Raw genomic sequence first — 19,760 nt, 5'->3', positions numbered from 1 at the left:
TTTTCTCAAGGGGCCCGCGGGCCCCCTTCTTCTTTGGGTCCGCCCCACCCGCGCCAAAGCCCCTCGGGTTTCTCCCGCCTTCTAGCGATGTCATAACAAAGTCATACTGCCGCGGTTCAATGTAATCGATTACATGAAAACCGCACGATGAGCATTCAAGCCGTTGCAGCCAAAGCCGGGGTCTCCGTGGCCACCGTCTCGCGCGCCTTCAACTTCCCCGGCAAGGTGACGCCTGCCACGCGCGAGCTGGTGGAGCGTGTGGCGCGCGAACTCAATTACGTGCCGAACGCCAGCGCGCGCACCTTGCGCACCCAGCGCAGCCGCGTGCTCGGCGTGGTGCTGCCCACGCTCCTGAACCCGACCTTCGCCGAGTGCCTGCAAGGAATCGCGCGCGCGGCCGTCGCGGGTGGCTACGCGATCATTCCCGTCACCACGGGCTACAAGCTCGACGAAGAAGAGCGTGCCGTTCATCTGCTGCTGGCCGGCAATGTCGACGGGCTGATCCTCGTGGTGTCGAACCCTTCCACTTCGGCCGCCCTGCTCCGCCTCCAGGCAGCCGGCGTGCCTTATGTGCTCGCCTACAACCGGCACCCAGATCACCCTTGCGTGTCGGTCGACAGCGAAGGCGCGGTGGCCGACGCGGTCACGCGCCTCGTGCTGCTGGGCCACCGCCGCATCGCAATGGTCAGCGGCACGCTTGCCGCATCCGACCGCGCGCAGCAGCGCTACCGCGGCTACCTGAAGGGCATGGCCGAGGCCGGGCTCGCCGCGCCCGCGCTCATCGAAGTGCCCTTCGTCGAAACGGCCGTCGATGCGCTCTCCAGCCAGCTGCAGGCGCGCAACCGCCCCACCGCGCTGATCTGCTCCAACGACCTGCTGGCCATTCGAAGCATCCGCGCCGCGCATCTCAGCGGCCTGTCGGTGCCCGGCGACCTCAGCGTGGTCGGCTTCGACGGCATTGCGCTCGGTGAAGACCTCACGCCCGCGCTCACCACCATCGCCCAACCCAACAGCGACATCGGCCGGCACAGCGTCGAGCTGCTGATCCAGGCCATGGCCAGTGGCGCCACGCTGCAGGCCGATGCGAGCCTGCTGCTTCCCCATGCCTTCCGAGACGGCGAGTCGTGTGCTTCGGTGCACGAAGACGACAACAACGCCGCCATTTCCTGACCCTCGCTACCTCCCGTTCTTTGCCTACATCCATCCAAGGAGCTTCTTCATCATGTCTCTTCGCTTTCACCGCATGGCCCGCCTCGGCTTGCTTGCTGCCACGCTTGTCGCCGGCAGCGCCATGGCGCAGACCGCCATTTGCTACAACTGCCCGACCGAATGGGCCGACTGGGGCACGCAGCTGAAGGCCATCAAGGCCAAGACCGGCGTCACCGTGCCGCCCGACAACAAGAACTCGGGCCAGTCGCTCGCGCAGATGGCGGCCGAGAAGGCCAGCCCCGTGGCGGACGTCACCTACCTCGGCGTGACCTTCGCGGTGCAGGCCGCCAAGGACGGCCTGGTCGAGCCCTACAAGCCAGCCGCATGGAAAGACATTCCCGACGGCCTGAAGGACCCGGCCGGCAACTGGTTCACCATCCACTCGGGCACGCTCGGCTTCATGGTCAACGTCGATGCGCTCAAGGGCAAGCCGATTCCGAAGTCGTGGGCCGACCTGCTCAAGCCCGAATACAAGGGCCTCATCGGCTACCTCGACCCCGCCTCGGCCTTCGTCGGCTATGTCGGCGCGGTCGCGGTGAACGAAGCGCGCGGCGGCACGCTCGACAACTTCAAGCCGGCCATCGACTACTTCAAGGCGCTGCAGAAGAACGAGCCCATCGTGCCGAAGCAAACCTCCTACGCGCGCGTGCTGTCGGGCGAAATCGCGATCCTGCTCGACTACGACTTCAACGCCTACCGCGCCAAGTACAAGGACAAGGCCAACGTCGCCTTCGTGATCCCGAGCGAAGGCACACTCGCCGTGCCCTACGTGATGAGCCTGGTCGCCAAGGCCCCGCACGCGGCTGACGCGAAGAAGGTGCTCGACTTCACGCTGTCCGACGAAGGCCAGGCAATCTGGGCCAAGGCCTACCTGCGGCCGGTGCGCGCCAACGCGATGCCCAAGGACATCGAGGCGCAGTTCCTGCCCGCGAGCGAATACGCCCGCGCCAAGAGCGTGGATTACGGCCGCATGGCCGCCGCGCAGAAGGCTTTCTCCGACGAGTACCTGAAGGAAGTGCGCTGACCCGCGCGGCATGAGATGACGCAAGCCACCACCTCCAACGCCTGGAACCCGCGCTGGCGCCTGCTGGCCTGCGTCGCGCCCGCGGCCGCCTTCTTCGCGGCCTTCTGGCTGCTGCCGGTGGTGCGCCTGCTCACGCTGCCCGCCGACAAGGGCTGGGCCACCTACTTCGCCGTGCTGACCGATGCGCGCTATCTCACCAGCATGGCCAACACGGTCGCGCTCTCGGTGGCCGTGACGCTGGCCACGCTGGTGCTGGGCGCGGCGGTGGGCATCTACCTCGCACGCCATGCCTTCATCGGCAAGCGCGTGCTGCTGTCGCTGCTCACGCTGCCGCTGTCGTTTCCGGGCGTGATCATCGGCTTCTTCGTGATCCTGCTCGGCGGTCGGCAAGGCGTGGTGGCCGACATCGGCGACAGCCTGTTCGGCGAGCGCATCACCTTCGCCTACGGTTTGCTCGGGCTGTTCCTGGCGTACCTGTATTTCTCGCTGCCGCGCGCCATCGCTACCTACGCGGCGGCGGCCGAATCGATGAACACGCAGCTCGAAGAAGCGGCCCGCTCGCTCGGTGCCTCGCGACTGCGCGTGGCGCGCGACGTGTGGATGCCCGAACTCGCGCCCACCACCTTGGCCTGCGGCGCCATCCTGTTCGCCACGTCGATGGGCGCCTTCGGCACCGCCTTCACGCTGGCCAGCAAGTTCGAGGTGATCCCGATCACCATCTACAACGAGTTCACCAACTACGCCAACTTCGCGCTCGCCGCGTCGCTGTCGATCTCGCTGGGCATCGTGACCTGGCTGGTGCTGTTCGTGGCGCGCCGCTTCGGCGCGAACCCCGTCGCACGCTGAGGCCCACGCACATGCGCAAGAGCACACAACAGAAGGCCCCCTTCCTGCTCGCCGTCACGGTGATCGTGAGCCTTTTCATGATCGCGCCGATGCTGCTGTCGGTCATGGCGGGGCTCGTCAACAACTACAGCGCCGGGTTGAAAAGCGGCCTTACGCTGCGCTGGCTCGGCGAGGTGTGGGAGAACTATGGCGGCACCGTCGGCTGGTCGCTCGCGCTGGCGGTGGCCTGCGTGGTCGGCACCGTGCTGCTGGGCGTGCCCTGCGCCTACGCGCTGGCGCGCAGCCGCTCGCGCGCCGCGCGCATCTTCGAAGAGCTGCTGACGCTGCCGGTCGCGGTGCCGGGCCTTGCGACGGCGCTCGCGTTGATCCTCGCCTACGGCCAGCTCACGGCCTTCCGCCAGAGCTTCGCCTTCATCCTCGTCGGGCACATGATCTTCACGCTGCCCTTCATGGTGCGCACCGTGAGCTCGGCCTTCCAGCGCGACGACCTGCTCGCGCTGGAAGAGGCCGCGCGCTCGCTGGGCGCGAACTTCCGCCAGCGCTTCATGGGCATCCTCGTGCCGGCGGTGTTCCCGGCCATCGTGGCGGGCAGCCTGATGGTGTTCACGCTGTCGGTCGGCGAATTCAATCTCACGTGGATGCTGCACACGCCACTCACCCGCACGCTGCCCGTGGGGCTGGCCGACAGCTACGCCTCGATGCGCATCGAGATCGGATCGGCCTACACGCTGGTCTTCTTCGCCGTCATTCTTCCGGTGCTGTGGGGCCTGCAGTACCTTGCCAACCTGATGCAGAAACGCCATGGAACTTGAACGCATCCCCATCGACATCGCGAACTGCGCGAAGACTTACGCAGACGGCACGCGCGGCCTGCAACCCACCAACCTGCGCGTGGAGGCCGGCGAGGTGCTGGCGCTGCTCGGCCCCTCCGGCTGCGGCAAGACCACGCTGCTTCGGCTGATCGCCGGGCTCGAGGCGCCCGACGCGGGCAGCCGCATCGTGTTCGGCGGGCAAGACGTCACGCAGCGCCCGGTCGAGCACCGCGGCGTGGGCATGGTGTTCCAGAGCTACGCGCTCTTTCCGCAGATGACGGTGGCCGCCAACATCGGCTACGGCCTGCGCATTCGCGGCGTCTCGCCCGATGAGGAAAAGCGCAGCGTCGGCGAGCTGGTCGATCTGGTGCGCCTCGGCGGCCTGGAAAACAAACGCCCCGCCGAGCTCTCGGGCGGCCAGCGCCAGCGCGTGGCCCTGGCGCGCGCCGTGGCCGTGCGCCCGCGCGTGCTGCTGCTCGACGAACCACTGGCCGCGCTCGACGCCAAGCTCAAGGAATCGCTGCGCGACGAGCTGGCCGAGCTGCTGCGCCGCCTGCACATCACGGCCATCCACGTCACGCACGACCAGCAGGAGGCTCTGGCCATCGCCGACCGGCTCGCGGTGATGCGCGCCGGCCGCATCGTGCAGGTGGGCCGCGGCGAAGACCTGTACCGCGCGCCCGAGCATCCCTTCGTGGCCGAGTTCCTGGGCCGGGTCAACCGCCTGGAGCGCGAGGCCGATGCCATCGCGCAAGGCGTTGTCCGACTCGGCGGGTCAACAGTGCCCTGCCCGGGCGCGTGGCAAGGCCATGCGATGCTGCTCGTGCGGCCTGAAGACATCGAGGTCAGCGCACCGCAACCCGACTGGGGCACCGCCACCGTCGAGCGCCGCACCTTCCTCGGCGACCGCGTACAGCTGCACCTGCGCCTGCAAGACCAGCCCGTGCTTGTGGCCGATGTAGGGCGCGACAATCCCTTCGGACCGGGCGACGCGGTGGGTCTTCGCATTAACCCCGACCGGCTGATGACGTCGCAGGAAACCAGCGCATGACGACAACTCAGAGCAACAACACCTTCCTGGTCCAGCTCACCGACCTGCACATCCGCGAGCCGGGCCGGCTGGCCTACGGCCGCATCGATACGGCCCCGTACCTCGAACGCGCCGTGCAGTCGGTGCTGGCCTTGCGCCAGCAGCCCGACGCGGTGGTCGTCACCGGCGACCTCACCGATTTCGGCCGCGCCGCCGAGTACGAGCACCTCGCCCGCCTGCTGGCCCCACTGACCATGCCGGTCTACCTCATGCCCGGCAACCACGACGACCGCGACCAACTGCGCCGCAGCTTCCCCGGCCATGCCTACCTAGGCACGGGCGCCGACACCGATGGCTTCATCCAGTACTCGGTGCGCGTCGGCGACCTGCGGCTGCTCACGCTCGACACCTGCGTGCCTGGCGCCAGCCATGGCTCGCTCTGCGAGAAACGGCTGGGCTGGCTCGAAGCCCAACTGGACGCCTGCCGCGACGAGCCCATCGTCGTCGCCATGCACCACCCGCCCTTCGAAACGCTGATCGGCCACATGGACGAGATCGGCCTGCTGCAAGGCGACGACGCGCTCGAGGCCCTGCTTTCGCGCTACAGCAATGTCGAACGCGTGATCTGCGGCCACCTGCACCGCGCGATCGACGTGCGCTTCGGCGGCACCATCGCCTCGACCTCGCCGGCGCAAGCCCATCAGGTCTGCCTCGATCTGGCCCCGGACGCTGACTCGGCCTGGACGCTAGAGCCGCCTTCTTTCCGGGTGCACGCGTGGTCCCCGGCCGGCCGTCGGCTCGTCACCCATCTCGCGGCATCAGGCAGCTTCGAAGGCCCCTATCCTTTCCACGACAACGGAGCGCTGATCGACTGAAGCGCTCACTTGTGGAAAATGGGGTCGAAACGAACCAAAGCGAAAAGGATAGAACCCGACCCCCATGAAGCATCTCCTGAATCTGCTGGCGGCCGTAGCCCTGCTGGTGTGGGGCACGCACCTGGTCCGCACCGGCGTGCTGCGTGTGTTCGGCGCCAATCTGCGCAAGATCCTCGTCCAGAGCATGCGCAACCGCTTCACGGCCGCCCTCTCGGGCATCGGCGTGACGGCCCTGGTGCAGTCGAGCACCGCCACCTCGCTCATGACCTCGTCCTTCGTCGGGCAGGGCCTGGTCACGCTGCCAGCGGCGCTGGCGGTGATGCGGGGCGCAGACGTGGGCACGGCGCTGATCTCGGTGCTGTTCTCGGCCGACCTCTCGTGGCTTTCGCCGATGTTCATCTTCGTGGGCGTGGTGCTGTTCATCACGCGCTCGGCCACCGTGGCGGGGCGCGTCGGCCGGGTGCTGATCGGGCTCGGGCTGATGCTGCTGGCGCTGCAGCTCGTGGTGGAGGCGACCGAGCCGCTGTTCTCCTCGCCGGCAGTGCGCGCACTGCTCGCATCGATCAGCAGCGACGTGCTGCTCGAAATCACCATCGGCTCGGTGCTGGCCATCGTGGCCTATTCGAGCCTCGCGGTGGTGCTGCTGGTCGCGGCCATGGCCACGTCGAACGTGGTGCCGCTGGACGTGGCGCTCGGCCTGGTGCTCGGTGCCAACCTGGGCAGCGGCCTGCTCGCGGTGCTGACCACGGCCAAGTCGGCGGTAGCCGTGCGGCAAGTGACTGTGGGCAACCTGCTCTTCAAGGCGCTGGGCGTGGCCGTCGTCGCACCCTTCATCGGGCTGTGGATCCGCTATGTGCAGCCGCAACTGCCCAACCAGACGCACGGCGTGGTGTTGTTCCACCTGGCGTTCAACGTCGTAATCAGCGTGGGGTTCATCGGCCTCACGCAGTTGGTCGCCAGGCTGGTAACGCGCATGCTGCCGGTGCCGCAGCAGCCGGCCGGCACCTCACGGCCGCATCACCTCGATCCGTCAGCGCTGTCGACGCCCTCGCTCGCCATTTCGAATGCCGCGCGCGAGGCGCTGCACCAGGCCGACATCGTGGAAACCATGCTGATCGGCACGCTCGACGTGATCCGACACAACGACCTGAAGCTGGCGCAGGAGCTGAGGCAGCTCGACGACACGGTGGACGAGCTGTACTCGGCCATCAAGTACTACATGACCCGCATCTCGCGCGAGGCGCTGGGCGAAGAGGAAAGCCGGCGCTGGACCGACATCATCAGCTTCACGATCAACATGGAGCAGATCGGCGACATCATCGAGCGCGTGATCATCGACGTCGAAGACAAGAAGATCAAACCGCAGCGCAATTTCTCGGAAGCGGGCATGGCCGAGATCGTCGAGCTGCACGGGCGGCTGATAGCCAACCTGCGGCTGAGCATGAGCGTGTTCCTGAACGGCAACGTACGCGATGCGCAAAAGCTGCTCGAAGAAAAGGTTCGCTTCCGGAACCTGGAGCGGGCCTATGCCACGACCCACCTGGACCGGCTGTCGGACCGGACCACGCTGAGCATCGAGACCAGTTCGCTACACATCGACCTGATCAGCGACCTGAAGCGGATCAACTCGCACATCTGCTCGATTGCCTATCCGATCCTGGAGTCGGCCGGAGCCCTGGCGCCCAGCCGGCTGAGAGAGTCTCGACTGGGCAAGATCGAGGGATAGTGTTCTCGCGGGCAGCGTTCGACTGCCCCAGAGCTCCATCAGCCTGAGACGCATCGCGCTGAAAAGTGCCGGCTGCGTCGTTGCCGGCGCGAATGCCGGTCTCGTCATTTGCGCTTCGCTGCGTCCCGGGCAGGACGAGCGACGCCCCCCAATCCATTGCCTTGAACGACCCGACGTCTTGAGAAAAAGACGCGCGAACACCTGTCGTCCCGATGTCACGAAGGCTGCCTAGCATCTGAGGCGAAAGTTGTATTTGTGTGAATTTGTGCAATTACACGATTTGCATGAATGCGATTTATCGCGACCAGCTTCAGGTCATTTCACACTGCCCTTCGACTGCAAGGCGTTCTGCTCCGAACGCCTGCCTCAAGGGCATCCACTTTTTCAAGGGAGAGCCACATGATGAGTAGTCAACAGAAACAACGGATGGTGCGCGCCACATCAGGTGCGGCCCTGCTTGCCGCGCTCGCGGCTTGCGGCGGAGGCGGAGGCGGAGGAACGTCGTTCGTACCGCCGCCAACGCCGCCCGTCGCCGTCACGCCCGAGCCGCCCGTACCGGACACCGGTACCAAGGCCGTCTTCCACTGCGCGCCCTGACGGCGCACCCCATCCCTTCGCCGACACAACACAACATGACCGCCTCAAATCCCGGCCGCCGTCGTTTCCTGCGCAGCTCAGCCACCACTGCCGGTGCCGCCGCCGCACTCACGATGCTGCCGCCCTCTATCCAGCGAGCGCTGGCCATCCCACCGAACAACGCGAAAGGCACCATCGAGGATGTCGAACATGTGGTGATCCTGACGCAGGAGAACCGCTCCTTCGACCACTACTTCGGAACCCTGCAGGGTGTACGTGGATTCAACGACCCGCGCCCGCACGTCCTGCCGGATGGTCGGCCGGTCTGGTATCAACCCCCGCCCAATGAAAGTCCGGTCGACCCGAAGCGGATCTACAACGCGCGTGGATTGGCCAGCGACGCGACCTACGTGTTGCCGTTCTATATCGATCCACGCACGACAAGGGGACATGCGGGCACACAGCACGGATGGAGCGATGGTCACGGTGCCTTGAACAACGGCAAGAACAACCAGTGGGTGAACCAGAAGCAGGACGTGATGACGATGGGATACCTGCGTCGCAGAGATCTCGCATTTCACTATGCACTGGCCGATGCGTTCACCATCTGCGATGCGTACCATGCCTCGGTCCCCGCCGACACCGTGCCGAATCGCGTGCACCTGTGGACGGGAACCATAGACCCGCGCAATGCCATGGGCACTCAACCCAATGGCCCCGGATTGCAGGAACGAAACGGATCGAACGGCTATACATGGACGACCTATCCGGAGCGGCTGGAGGCCAAGGGGATTCGCTGGAAGGTCTACCAAGGTGGCTCGGAGGGCTATAACAGCCTGAGCAGAGAAGCCGACAACTTCACAGACAATTCGCTGGAGCACTTCGCGGCCTACCAGACAAGCGGTGTCCTTCGAGACAAAGGTGCATCCAGGCACACGTTGATGGAATTCGCCAGCGATGTCAGCAAGAACAATCTGCCGCAGGTCAGCTGGATCGTTGCACCGCAAAAATTCTGCGAACACTCGAGCGCAACGAGCGTCAATGGCGCGCTCTACATCGAGGCCATACTGAGCGCCCTGACATCGAACCCCGACGTCTGGAGCAAGACTGTCTTTCTGATCAACTACGACGAGAACGACGGCCTGTTCGACCATGTCGTCCCGCCGATGCCGCCGCTGCCGTCTCTGGCCAGCAAGAGCAACGACAGCGGCCTTGTCTCCAAGGGCCTGATCGACAGTCTCAAGAACGAGTTTCTCGACCTGGATCTCTACCCCTACGAAAAGGGGTCCCTGGTACCGAGTGGAGACCCCGGCGGACTGCAGCCTGTCGGTCTGGGTTCGCGCGTCCCCATGCTTGTTGTATCGCCGTGGAGTACTGGAGGATGGGTCTGTTCGCAGACCTTCGACCACACATCGGTCTTGCAATTCCTGGAGGCGCGGTTTGGCGTCTCCGAACCCAACATCTCGCAGTGGCGCCGGGCCGTTTGCGGAAACCTGATTTCGGCCTTCGATTTCTCAGGAAAACAGGACACGTCGATTCCAAGGATCGCACCGGTCGCACCGATCACCGTCGGCTCCAGGACCGACTACGTGCCGAATCCCCAGTTGATGCCCTCCCAGGAGCCGGGCACGCGCAAGGCACGGCCCTTGCCCTACGAGCACTTCGTGCACAGCCGTGTCGATACGCGCAACGTCCAACTCTGGCTCAACTTTGCCAACACGGGCGCCGTGGGCGCCGCGTTCTATGCGTACAACCGCCTGAAGCCCAACGACAACCCGCGCCGCTACACCGTCTCCCCCGGTGATGTGCTTTCGGATTACTGGCTCTTGTCGGACACGAAGGGCGCCTACGATTTCGCCGTCTACGGGCCGAATGGCTACCTGTGCCAGTACAAGGGCGATGCCTCCGCAGTCGCTCAAGGCACGGCCAGCCCCGAAGCGAAGGTCTGCTACGACGTCACCAACGGCAATGTCGCCCTGACGCTGACCAACAGCGGATCGGCAGCCTGCCTGGTGACGGTAAGCAATGCCTACAGCAAGGAGGCCGCGCGCACCCACAACCTGGCTGCCGGAGCGACGGTGCAGGACCTCTGGGTTCTGAATGCCAGTTCGGGCTGGTACGACCTGTCGATCACCTCGGGCGCCGGATCGTCGACAAGTGCGCCGTTCCTTCGCCGCTTCGCGGGACATGTCGAAACCGGCATGGCGAGTACCAGCGACCCTGGCCCGCTGAACAGCAACCGCTGAAACCACTGGGGCCAGCCAAGCGACGGCTCGCCAGGCCCCAGGAAGCCTACTTGGCCTTGACGAGCCCGCCGGCCCCGGCGGGCTCGATCTCCCTGCGCGCATAGCGCTGTGCCAGCACGGCACACACCATCAGCTGCATCTGATGGAACAGCATCAGCGGCAGCACGATCGCGCCCACCGCATGCGAAGCGAACAGCACCTTCGCCATAGGTATGCCACTGGCCAGGCTCTTCTTGGAGCCGCAGAACACGATCGTGATCTCGTCCTCGGTATCGAAGCCCAGCTTGCGCGCCAGCAGTGTGGTGAGGCTCAGCGCCAGCCCCAGTACCACCGCGCACACCACCAGCAGCCCGACCAGCGCATGCGCGGGCACCTGCTTCCACAGCCCCTCGATCACGGCCGCGCTGAATGCCGTGTAGACGACCAGCAGGATCGATCCCTGGTCAACGAACTTCAGCACCGCAGCGCGGCGCTGTATCCACTTGCCGATCAACGGCCGCAGCAGATGCCCCACCACGAACGGCACCATCAGCTGCAGCAGGATACGGCCGATGGAATCCAGCGAAGAGCTTGCATGGCCGCCGTTCGGCAGTACCACCAGATTGACCAGCACCGGCGTGATGAACACACCCAGCAGGGTGGACGCCGATGCGCTGCAGATGGCGGCGGGCATGTTGCCCCGAGCCATCGCCGTGAATGCGATAGCCGACTGCACCGTGGCGGGCAGCACGCAGAGGTACAGCACGCCGGTGTAGAGCTCGGGCGTCACCAGCGGCAAGAGCAAAGGCTTGAGCGCCAGCCCGAGCATCGGAAACAGCACGAAGGTGCTGCCGAACACCAGCAGGTGCAGCCGCCAGTGCGTGAGCCCATTCACGATCGCCTCGCGCGACAGCTTCGCCCCGTGCAGGAAGAACAGCAGGCCGATGGCGGCAGTCGTCAGCAGCTCGAAGAAATGTGCAGCTTTGCCGCTTGCGGGCAGCAGACTGGCAAAGGTCACGACCGAGAGCAGCGCGAAGGTGAAGTTGTCGGGAAGAAAGCGGGAGCGGGACATGTTGCAACTTGGGGCGCCACGCGCGTTGCAGGCGCGCAGGCCGACTCAGCAGGGGAATGTGTGATTTCCGCGCATGAATCTCGTCGCCAATTTGCGGAGCCCGGCGCGTGCTCCTCGCGCCTTTGGGGATGCATTTTCGGCGAAGTCCGGCATCGGCTGCCGGTCGGCGAAAAATGCCCCTGCCTCAGTGTGCGGCGGGCGAACTGAACTGCGCCTGACGGTGGCGCAGGCAGTAGTCGATCAGGTCGTCGATTTCGGTGGCCTTGTCGAACACGGCATCGGCACCGAGGTCCACGCATTTGCGCCGCATATCGGGCGTGGCGTAGTTGCTGAGCACCACCATCTTCTGCGACGGGCCTCGGTGGCGACACGCTTCGAGCACGCGAAAGCCGGTGCCGTCCTTCAGGAACAGGTCGACGATGGCCAGGTCCCATTGCGACAGGTTGTCTGAAAGCCAGCGCGAGCCTTCCTCCTCCGACTCGGCCTCGCCGACCAGATCGACCCGCGCCACCTCGCGCAACGTACCCACAAGGCTCTTGCGGATGGTGGGGTTGTCTTCGACGATGAAGGTGCGAACGGTGGTCATGGGCTGGCTTGTCTCCGCGCTGTGTTCACAGGCTACAAAGTGCACCCGGCACAAGTCGAAGGCATGACACCCCACCGCCGGTAGGACAAGACTGTCGACGCTCAGAGCGTCAGGATCGTGCAGCCCGTGGTCTTGCGCGCTTCCAGGTCGCGGTGCGCCTGTTGCACGTCGGCCAGCGCATAGCGTTGGTCGATCGGGATCTTCACCGCGCCGCTTCGCACCACCGCGAACAGGTCGTCGGCCATCGCCTGCGTGCTTTCGCGCGTGGCCATGTGCGTGAACAGCGTCGGGCGCGTCAGATAGAGCGAGCCCTTGGACGCCAGCAAGCCGAGGTTGACCGGCGGCACCGGGCCCGAGCCGTTGCCGAAGATGGCCAGCAGGCCGAAGGGGCGTAGGCAGTCGATCGAGCCTTCGAAGGTGTCCTTGCCCACCGAGTCGTACACCACCTTCACGCCCTTGCCGCCGGTAATTTCCTTCACGCGCGCCGCGAAGTTCTCGGTGCTGTAGTTGATGGCGTGCGCCGCGCCGTGCGCCAGCGCGAGCTTGCACTTGGCGTCGCTGCCCGCCGTGCCGATCAGCTGCAGGCCCAGCGCTTTGGCCCACTGGCAGGCGATCAGCCCAACGCCGCCGGCAGCAGCATGGAACAGGATGAAGTCGCCGGCCTGCAGACCTTCGGCCGGCAGCGTCTTCTTCAGCAGGTACTGCGTGGTCAGGCCCTTGAGCATCATGGCCGCGCCGGTCTCGAAGGAGATGTCGTCGGGCAGCTTGCACACGCACTTGGCAGGCATCACGCGCAACTCGCAATAGGCGCCCGGCGGCGGGCTGGCATAGGCGGCGCGGTCGCCGGACTTCAGGTGCGTCACGCCCTCGCCCACCGCCTCGACGATGCCCGAGGCTTCCATGCCCAACTGCAGCGGCATCGCGAACGGGTAGAGCCCGCTGCGCTGATAGGTGTCGATGAAGTTCAGGCCCACGGCCTTGTGGCGGATGCGGATCTCGCCGGGGCCGGGCTCGCCGACTTCCACGTCGACGATCTTCAGTTCTTCGGGGCCGCCATGGCGGTCGATACGGACGGCTTTGCTCATCATCGTTGCAGTCTCCACACACAGGAAAAGAAGAGGGATGGGCATCCTGCCACGTCTGGGTTTCCCGTGGCGGCGCGGGGCATCATTGCCCGGTAGAGTCGGCGGCCATGCAGACACAGCCGCAGCGCCTCGCTCCCCTCACCGTTCTCCTGCTCGTCGTTCCACCGCTGCTCTGGGCCAGCAATGCCGTGGTCGGCCGGCTGGTGCGCGACATGGTGTCGCCGCTCACGCTGAACTTCGTGCGCTGGGTCATCGCGTTCGTGCTGCTGCTGCCGCTGGCCGCGCCGGTGCTGCGCCGCAACAGCCCGCTGTGGGCGCACTGGAAACGCTACGCGGTGCTCGGGCTACTGGGCATCGGCCTGTACAACGCGTTCCAGTACCTGGCGCTGCAGACCTCCACACCGATCAACGTCACGCTGGTCGGCTCCAGCCTGCCGCTGTGGATGCTCGCGACCGGCGCCCTGTTCTTCGGCGCACGCATCAGCGCCCGCGAAATCGGCGGGGCGCTGCTGTCGATGGTGGGTGTGCTGCTGGTGCTCAGCCGCGGCGAATGGCGGCAGCTGCTTGGGCTGCGGCTGGTGCCGGGCGACCTCTACATGATCCTGGGCACCATCGCCTGGGCCTTCTACAGCTGGCTGCTGGCGCGCACGCATGAGCCCAAGGCCGTGCGGCAGGACTGGGCCGCGTTCCTGATGTCGCAGCTGGTGTTCGGCGTCGCGTGGTCGGGCGCACTGGCCGCCGGCGAATGGACGCTGACGCCGGCCCACATCGACCTCGGCTGGCCACTCATCGCAGCGATGCTGTTCATCGGCATCGGGCCCGCAGTGGTGGCGTATCGCTGCTGGGGCACCGGTGTGCAGCGCGCGGGCCCGCAGGCAGCGAGCATCTTCATGAACCTCACGCCGCTGTTCGCGGCGGTGCTTTCGGCGGCCTTCCTGCGCGAACCACCGCACTGGTATCACGGCGCGGCGTTTTTGCTTATCGTGGGCGGGATCGTGGTGGCGTCGCGGCGCTGAAGACCACAGCCGCCCGTTCACAAGCGAACGTCGAGGAACAGGCTTTACCGGGCCTCACGCAGCCTGGAAGCGAGCTCAGTAAGTTCCCGGGTAGGCCCCGCCATCGGCCAGCACGTTCTGACCGGTCATGTAGCCGGCCTGCACGCTGCAGAGAAACGCGCAGATGGCGCCGAACTCGGCCGGCGTGCCGAAGCGCTTCGCGGGAATGTTCTTCTTGCGGGCTTCCCACACGGTGTCGAAGTCCTGGCCCGACTTCTGCGCGGCGCCGGCCATCGTGCCCTTGAGGCGGTCGGTGTCGAAGGAGCCCGGCAGCAGGTTGTTGATGGTCACGCCCTGCGCCGCGATGGGCGTGCGCGCCACGCCGGCCACGAAGCCGGTGAGGCCGCTGCGCGCACCATTCGACAGGCCCAGGATGTCGATGGGCGACTTCACCGAACTCGACGTGATGTTCACGATGCGGCCGAAGCCGCGCTTGGCCATGCCGTCGACCGTGGCCTTGATGAGCTCGATGGGCGTGAGCATGTTGGCATCGACCGCCTTGATCCACGCCTCGCGATCCCAGTTGCGGAAGTCGCCGGGCGGCGGGCCGCCTGCGTTTGTGACGACGATGTCGAAGTCATGGCCCAGCGCGAACACTGCGGCGCGGCCGGCTTCGGTGGTGATATCGGCTGCCACGTGCTTGACGAACGGGCCCGATGCGCCCGCGGCTTCCGTAAGCTTCTTCGCAGCCGCTTCCAGCGCCTCGGCGCCGCGCGCCACGATCACCACATTGACGCCTTCGCGCACCAGCGCCTCGGCGCAGCCGTAGCCCAGCCCCTTGCTCGCGCCGCACACCAGCGCGGTCTTGCCTGCAATACCCAGATCCATGTTTTTGCTCCTGTGAGTCAGTCAGTCCGGCAAGGGGCTTCAGCGCCCCTTGCGTGTGAAAACGAAAATGCCCGCGATGACGAGCACGGTGCCGGCGGCGATCCACGGCGTGAACGGCTCGCCCAGTATGACCACCCCCATGAGGATGGTCGACAGAGGCCCGATCATGCCGGTTTGAGCGGCCACGGCGGGGCCGATGCGCTCGATGGCCATCATCACCATCAGGACGGGCACGGCCGTGCACAGCGTGGCGTTGAGCACCGACAGCCAGATCACCTCGGGCGCCACCTGCATCGCCACGCTCATCGGCCGCGTCAGCACGAACTGCAGGATGCACAGCACGCAGGCCACCGTGGTGGCCAACCCCACGAGCCGCAGCGACCCGAGGCGCTTGACGAACTCCCCGCTGTAGACGAGGTAGCCCGCATAGCTCACTGCGCTCAGGAACACTAGGAACGCGCCCCACGCCGCCGCCCCACCGCCCTTGCCGCCGCCCCCGGTCCACAGCTCGTGGCCGAACACCAGCAGCACGCCCGCATAGCTCACGACCATGCCCAGCACCTGCGGGCGCGTGGCGCGCCGCCGGTACATCAGCCAGCCGAACAGCAGCACCAGCGTGGGGTTGAGATACAGAATCAGCCGCTCGAAGCTGGCCGAGATGTAGGCCAGCCCGGCAAAGTCGAGAAAGCTCGCGAGGTAGTAGCCCGAGAAGCCGAGCCCGATCACGCCGATCCAGTCGCGGCCCGTAAGCGCTGGCTTGCCGCGCCCCGCCCACCATGCCATCACGGCAAAGAGCGGCAGCGCGAACAGCATGCGCAGCATGATGAGCGTGATGGCGTCCACACCGTAGCGGTACGCCAGCTTGACGATGATGGCCTTGCCGCTGAACGCGATGGCGCCCAGCGTGGCGAGGATCAGACCGGACGCATAGCCTTTTCTTGCGCCGTCGTGAGAGGGGATGCCGAGCGATGCGGCTGTCTTGTTCATCCCCCGATCATCGCGGGAACCTCGAGACCTTGCTCAATACCCTGCAGCCACGCCGTCGCGGCGCGGATCGCTGGCGGCCACGTAGCCTTCTACCGAAGGTTCGCCCGCGCGCCAGATGAACTGGCCGGCGCCGAAGTCCTGGTACGAGTCGTTGATCACTTCCAGGTGATGGCCCAGGTCGCGCAGGCCCTGCACCGTGGCCGGGTTCATCGCGGCCTCCACGTTGATCTCGAGCCCCGCGTTGAAACGCCAGCGCGGCGCGTCGCAGGCGGCCTGCGGGTTCTGCTTGTAGTCGAGCATGCGCACCAGCGTCTGCATGTGACCCTGCGGCTGCATGTTGCCGCCCATCACGCCGAAGCTCATCACCGGCTGGCCGTCCTTGGTGAGGAAGGCCGGAATGATGGTGTGGAACGGGCGCTTGCCCGGGGCCACCACGTTCGGGCTCTCGGCCTTCAGGCTGAAGCCGTGGCCGCGGTTCTGCAGGCTGATGCCGAACTCGGGCTCCACGCAGCCCGAGCCGAAGCCCATGTAGTTGCTCTGGATGAAGCTCACCATCATGCCGCTCTCGTCGGCGGCCGTGAGGTAGATGGTGCCGCCCTTCACGGGGTTGCCGGCCTTGAAGTCTTGTGCGCGCTGAGCGTCGATGAGGCGGGCACGCGAGGCCAGGTACGCATCGTCGAGCATCTGCTCGGTCGTGACTTCCATCGTCTTGCGCTCCGACACGTAGCGGTACACGTCGGCAAAAGCCAGCTTCATTGCTTCGATCTGCAGGTGCTGCGACTGGACCGAATCGACCGGCAGCGAGGCGATGTCGAATTTCTCGAGAATGCCGAGCGCGATCAACGCGGCAATGCCCTGGCCGTTCGGCGGAATCTCATGCAGCGTGTGGCCGCGGTAGTCGCGCGAAATGGGCTTGACCCACTCGGGCTGGTAGGCCGCAAGGTCGGCCACCGTGAGCGCACCGCCTTGCTCGGCCGAGAACTTCGCCAGTGCCTCGGCGATCTCGCCGTTGTAGTAGGCCTCGCCCTTGGTGCGTGCAATGGCCTTGAGCGCGCGCGCGGCGGCCGTGAAGCGGAACAGCTCGCCCACCTCGGGCGCGCGGCCCCACGGCAGGAAGGTCTGCGCAAAGCCCGGCTGCGAGCCCAGCAGCGGCGTGGCCGCGGCCCACTTGCCCTGCACCACCGGCGGCACGAGGTACCCGCGCTCGGCGATGTCGATGGCCGGCGCCAGCAGGTCGGCGAACGGCAGCTTGCCGAAGCGCTCGCTCATGGCGACCCAGCCGCGCACCGCGCCCGGCACCGTGACCGAGTCGATGCCGCGCATCGGCGGCGTGATGGCGTCGGCGCCGTACTTGGCCTTGAAGTACTCGGGCGTCCAGGCCTTGGGCGCGGGGCCAGAGGCGTTGAGGCCGTGCAGCTCCTTGCCGTCCCACAGGATGCAGAACGCGTCGCTGCCCAGGCCGTTGCTCACCGGCTCGACCAGCGTCATCACGGCGGCAGTGGCAATGGCCGCGTCGACCGCGTTGCCACCCTGCTGCAGGATGCGCAGCCCGGCCTGCGAGGCCAGCGGGTGCGAGGTCGACACCACGTTGCGCGCGAAGATCGGGATGCGGGTCGAGAGGTAGGGGTTGTTGAAGTCGAAGTTCATTTCGGCGTGCTCTTCTTTCTCTGCTTCATTCGTTGGTGATCTTGCGGTCGACGACGATCTTTTTCCACTTGGCGGCATCGGTGGCGACCATCTTGGCGAACTGGTCGGGCGTGCCCGGCGTCGCGGTTTCGATGCCCAGGCGCGCGAGCTTCTCTTTCACCTCGGGGTCGGCCAGTGCTTCGTTGGCCGCCTTGTTGATCTTCGCGACGATGTCAGCCGGCAGGCCCTTCGGGCCATAGAAGCCGAACCACGTGTTCGACTCGTAGCCCGGCAGCGTGTCTGCAATCGGCGGCAGCTCGGGCGCCAGCGGGCTGCGCTTGAGCGAAGTGACGCCCAGCGCGCGCAGGCGGCCGTCGCGCACATGCGGCATGCCGGTGGGCAGCGAGTCGAACAGCACGTCGACCTTGCCGCTGATCAGGTCGGGAATGGCCAGCGCCGTGCCCTTGTAGGGAATGTGCGTGACGAACACGCCGGCCTGCGCCTTGAACAGCTCGGCCGTGAGCTGCACGATGGTGCCGTTGCCGCTCGATGCGTAATTGAGCTTGCCGGGGTTCTTCTTCGCGTAGTCGATCCACTCGCGCACCGTCTTCGCGGGCGAATTGACCGGCACCAGCATGATGCTGGCCGCGTCGCCCACGTGCGCGATGGGCGTGAAGTCGCGCACCGTGTCGTAGGGCAGCTTGCTGACGGCAGGGCCGATGGAGTGCGTGCTGGTGGTGGCCAGCAGGATCGTGTAGCCATCGGGCAGAGCTTTCGCGGCCTGGTCGGAGCCGATGGCGCCGCCGGCGCCGGGCTTGTTGTCGACCACCAGCGTGGTGCCGAGCTTCTCGCCCATCTTCTGCCCCAGCGTGCGGGCGAAGAGATCGGTGGCACCGGCCGCCGGGAACGGCACGATCAGGCGGATCGGCTTGTTCGGGTAGCCCTGGGCCAGGCTGGCGGACGAGGCGGCCATGCCGAGCGCAACGGCGAGCACCTGGAGGAACTGGTGGCGTTTCATGTACGGAATTCTGTGCCTGTGAACAAAAAAAGGATGCTATGCAGCGGCAGCGCATCAAGCCAGATAATTCTGCTTATTCAACTATCAACGCTGTTTATGGCAAGGAACACCGCGGAAGAAATCTCGCTGCAGCAGTTGCGGGCGCTGACGGCGGTGGCCGAAACTGGCAGCTTCACGCTGGCGGCCGAGGCACTGCAGCTCACGCAGCCGGCCATCAGCCACTTGGTCAAGCGCCTGGAAGAAGAGCTGGCGCAGCCACTGGTGGTGCGCGGACGCCGTATCCGCATGACCAACGCAGGCCAGATGATGGTCGACACGGCCGTGCGTGCACTGCGGCTGATCGATGAATCCGTCGATGCCTGCCGCTCGCAATCGCAGCTGCGCGAAGGCCGCATCGTGCTGGCGGTGGGCCATCTGACCGCCGGCGCCCTGCTGCCGCCGTTGCTCGGCCGCTTTTCGCAGAAGCACCCGACGCTCGCGACCACGCTGCTCGACAGCACGGCGGATCAGATGATCTCGCGCATCCTCTCGCAGGAAGCCGACTTGGGCTTCGGCTCGGACATCGGCCAGAAGCATTCGGAACTCGCGACGGAGCCGCTGTTCACGGAACGCATGGCCCTGTTCGTGCGGGACGACCATCCGCTGGCGCAGCACGCCGTGGTCGAGGCCCGGCACCTTGAAGCCCTGCCCTTCATCCACGTCAACCCCGACGCCAATGTGTGGCGGGCCGTGAGCCGGCAACTGTCGAGCGCGGCCAATGTGTACCCGCGTGTGGTGCATCACGTGTCGATGCTGTCGACGGCCTTCGGCCTCATCCAGGCGGGCGCGGGAGTCGCGTTGCTGCCGCGCTATGTAGAAGTGCTGATGCCGGCCAACCTGCGCGCGGTGGGCGTGGTGCGGCCTACGTTGGAGTACCCGGTGGTCGCCATACGGCTGGCCAAGCATCCGCTCAACCCGGCCGCCATGGCCTTTCTGGCGATGGCTCGGCAGCATATGAAGCCGCCGCGGGCCGGCAAGTCCTAGTGCGTTGTTCGGGGTGCGATCACGCCGACGGGGTACCTTGCTCCGCGAATGTCCCCCGGCCTTCGGCCTCCTCCTGATATTGTTTCTCCCGCTCCCGTAGCGCTGAAGGGAGCCCGTCCGGTAAACCCCGCTCTCCTCCTTGGGCTGTCCAGCCCGC

Annotated in this window: 18 protein-coding genes; 11 read left to right on the top strand and 7 right to left on the bottom strand. The window is 66.1% G+C overall.

Annotation, left to right across the window (positions count from 1 at the left end; genetic code table 11):
- Window positions 1–147: 147 nt before the first annotated feature.
- From ACSFBF_RS20350 to ACSFBF_RS20310, 9 genes are all read left to right on the top strand, one after another.
- Complete coding sequence (locus tag ACSFBF_RS20350) at window positions 148–1,170, top strand: LacI family DNA-binding transcriptional regulator (RefSeq protein WP_435470113.1); 1,023 nt, start codon at window positions 148–150, stop codon at window positions 1,168–1,170.
- A gap of 52 nt (window positions 1,171–1,222) precedes the next feature.
- On the top strand, window positions 1,223–2,233 hold the full coding sequence (locus ACSFBF_RS20345) for an ABC transporter substrate-binding protein (protein ID WP_435470111.1): 1,011 nt from the start codon (window positions 1,223–1,225) through the stop codon (window positions 2,231–2,233).
- Between the two features lie 15 nt (window positions 2,234–2,248).
- The gene (locus ACSFBF_RS20340; protein ID WP_435470109.1) at window positions 2,249–3,079 is read left to right on the top strand and encodes an ABC transporter permease; all 831 of its coding nucleotides are present in this window, start codon (window positions 2,249–2,251) and stop codon (window positions 3,077–3,079) included.
- Between the two features lie 11 nt (window positions 3,080–3,090).
- On the top strand, window positions 3,091–3,891 hold the full coding sequence (locus ACSFBF_RS20335) for an ABC transporter permease (protein ID WP_435470107.1): 801 nt from the start codon (window positions 3,091–3,093) through the stop codon (window positions 3,889–3,891).
- On the top strand, window positions 3,881–4,942 hold the full coding sequence (locus ACSFBF_RS20330) for an ABC transporter ATP-binding protein (RefSeq protein WP_435470105.1): 1,062 nt from the start codon (window positions 3,881–3,883) through the stop codon (window positions 4,940–4,942). The genes ACSFBF_RS20335 and ACSFBF_RS20330 overlap by 11 nt, the downstream gene beginning before the upstream one ends.
- Window positions 4,939–5,796, top strand: coding sequence for a phosphodiesterase (locus ACSFBF_RS20325; RefSeq protein WP_435470103.1), 858 nt, complete (start codon window positions 4,939–4,941; stop codon window positions 5,794–5,796). The genes ACSFBF_RS20330 and ACSFBF_RS20325 overlap by 4 nt, the downstream gene beginning before the upstream one ends.
- A 64-nt stretch (window positions 5,797–5,860) precedes the next feature.
- Entirely contained in the window at window positions 5,861–7,522 is a 1,662-nt protein-coding gene (locus ACSFBF_RS20320) for a Na/Pi cotransporter family protein (RefSeq protein ID WP_435470101.1), read from the top strand.
- A gap of 402 nt (window positions 7,523–7,924) precedes the next feature.
- Window positions 7,925–8,119: a hypothetical protein gene (locus ACSFBF_RS20315; protein ID WP_435470099.1), complete on the top strand. Its 195-nt coding sequence runs from the start codon at window positions 7,925–7,927 to the stop codon at window positions 8,117–8,119.
- Window positions 8,120–8,154: 35 nt separating this feature from the next.
- Entirely contained in the window at window positions 8,155–10,344 is a 2,190-nt protein-coding gene (locus ACSFBF_RS20310) for a phosphocholine-specific phospholipase C (RefSeq protein WP_435470097.1), read from the top strand.
- A gap of 46 nt (window positions 10,345–10,390) precedes the next feature.
- On the opposite strand, the gene ACSFBF_RS20305 is transcribed toward ACSFBF_RS20310, so the two are convergent.
- From ACSFBF_RS20305 to ACSFBF_RS20295, 3 genes are all read right to left on the bottom strand, one after another.
- Window positions 10,391–11,395 (bottom strand): bile acid:sodium symporter family protein, encoded by a 1,005-nt coding sequence (locus tag ACSFBF_RS20305; protein ID WP_435470095.1) that lies wholly within the window; start codon window positions 11,393–11,395, stop codon window positions 10,391–10,393.
- Window positions 11,396–11,579: 184 nt separating this feature from the next.
- Entirely contained in the window at window positions 11,580–11,981 is a 402-nt protein-coding gene (locus ACSFBF_RS20300; RefSeq protein ID WP_435470093.1) for a response regulator, read from the bottom strand.
- A 101-nt stretch (window positions 11,982–12,082) separates the two neighbouring features.
- Entirely contained in the window at window positions 12,083–13,066 is a 984-nt protein-coding gene (locus ACSFBF_RS20295) for a quinone oxidoreductase family protein (RefSeq protein ID WP_435471228.1), read from the bottom strand.
- A gap of 107 nt (window positions 13,067–13,173) precedes the next feature.
- Between ACSFBF_RS20295 and ACSFBF_RS20290 the strand changes: the two genes are divergently transcribed.
- Complete coding sequence (locus ACSFBF_RS20290) at window positions 13,174–14,082, top strand: DMT family transporter (protein ID WP_435470091.1); 909 nt, start codon at window positions 13,174–13,176, stop codon at window positions 14,080–14,082.
- 75 nt (window positions 14,083–14,157) lie between these two features.
- On the opposite strand, the gene ACSFBF_RS20285 is transcribed toward ACSFBF_RS20290, so the two are convergent.
- From ACSFBF_RS20285 to ACSFBF_RS20270, 4 genes are read right to left on the bottom strand one after another with little or no spacing between them, the layout of a single operon-like run.
- Window positions 14,158–14,949 (bottom strand): SDR family oxidoreductase, encoded by a 792-nt coding sequence (locus ACSFBF_RS20285; RefSeq protein WP_435470089.1) that lies wholly within the window; start codon window positions 14,947–14,949, stop codon window positions 14,158–14,160.
- A 39-nt stretch (window positions 14,950–14,988) separates the two neighbouring features.
- Window positions 14,989–15,936, bottom strand: coding sequence for a DMT family transporter (locus tag ACSFBF_RS20280; RefSeq protein ID WP_435470087.1), 948 nt, complete (start codon window positions 15,934–15,936; stop codon window positions 14,989–14,991).
- 33 nt (window positions 15,937–15,969) lie between these two features.
- On the bottom strand, window positions 15,970–17,583 hold the full coding sequence (locus ACSFBF_RS20275) for a gamma-glutamyltransferase family protein (RefSeq protein ID WP_435470085.1): 1,614 nt from the start codon (window positions 17,581–17,583) through the stop codon (window positions 15,970–15,972).
- 25 nt (window positions 17,584–17,608) lie between these two features.
- A complete protein-coding gene (locus ACSFBF_RS20270) occupies window positions 17,609–18,580 on the bottom strand; it encodes a Bug family tripartite tricarboxylate transporter substrate binding protein (protein WP_435470083.1) in 972 nt (323 codons plus the stop codon).
- 96 nt (window positions 18,581–18,676) lie between these two features.
- On the opposite strand from ACSFBF_RS20270, the gene ACSFBF_RS20265 reads away from it, so the two are divergent.
- Window positions 18,677–19,603, top strand: coding sequence for a LysR family transcriptional regulator (locus ACSFBF_RS20265; RefSeq protein ID WP_435470081.1), 927 nt, complete (start codon window positions 18,677–18,679; stop codon window positions 19,601–19,603).
- The last annotated feature ends 157 nt before the right edge of the window (window positions 19,604–19,760 follow it).

The sequence above is a fragment of the Variovorax nivicola genome (assembly GCF_051216475.1).
Classification (GTDB): domain Bacteria; phylum Pseudomonadota; class Gammaproteobacteria; order Burkholderiales; family Burkholderiaceae_C; genus Variovorax.
This window is presented reverse-complemented; position numbering and strand designations above follow the sequence as displayed.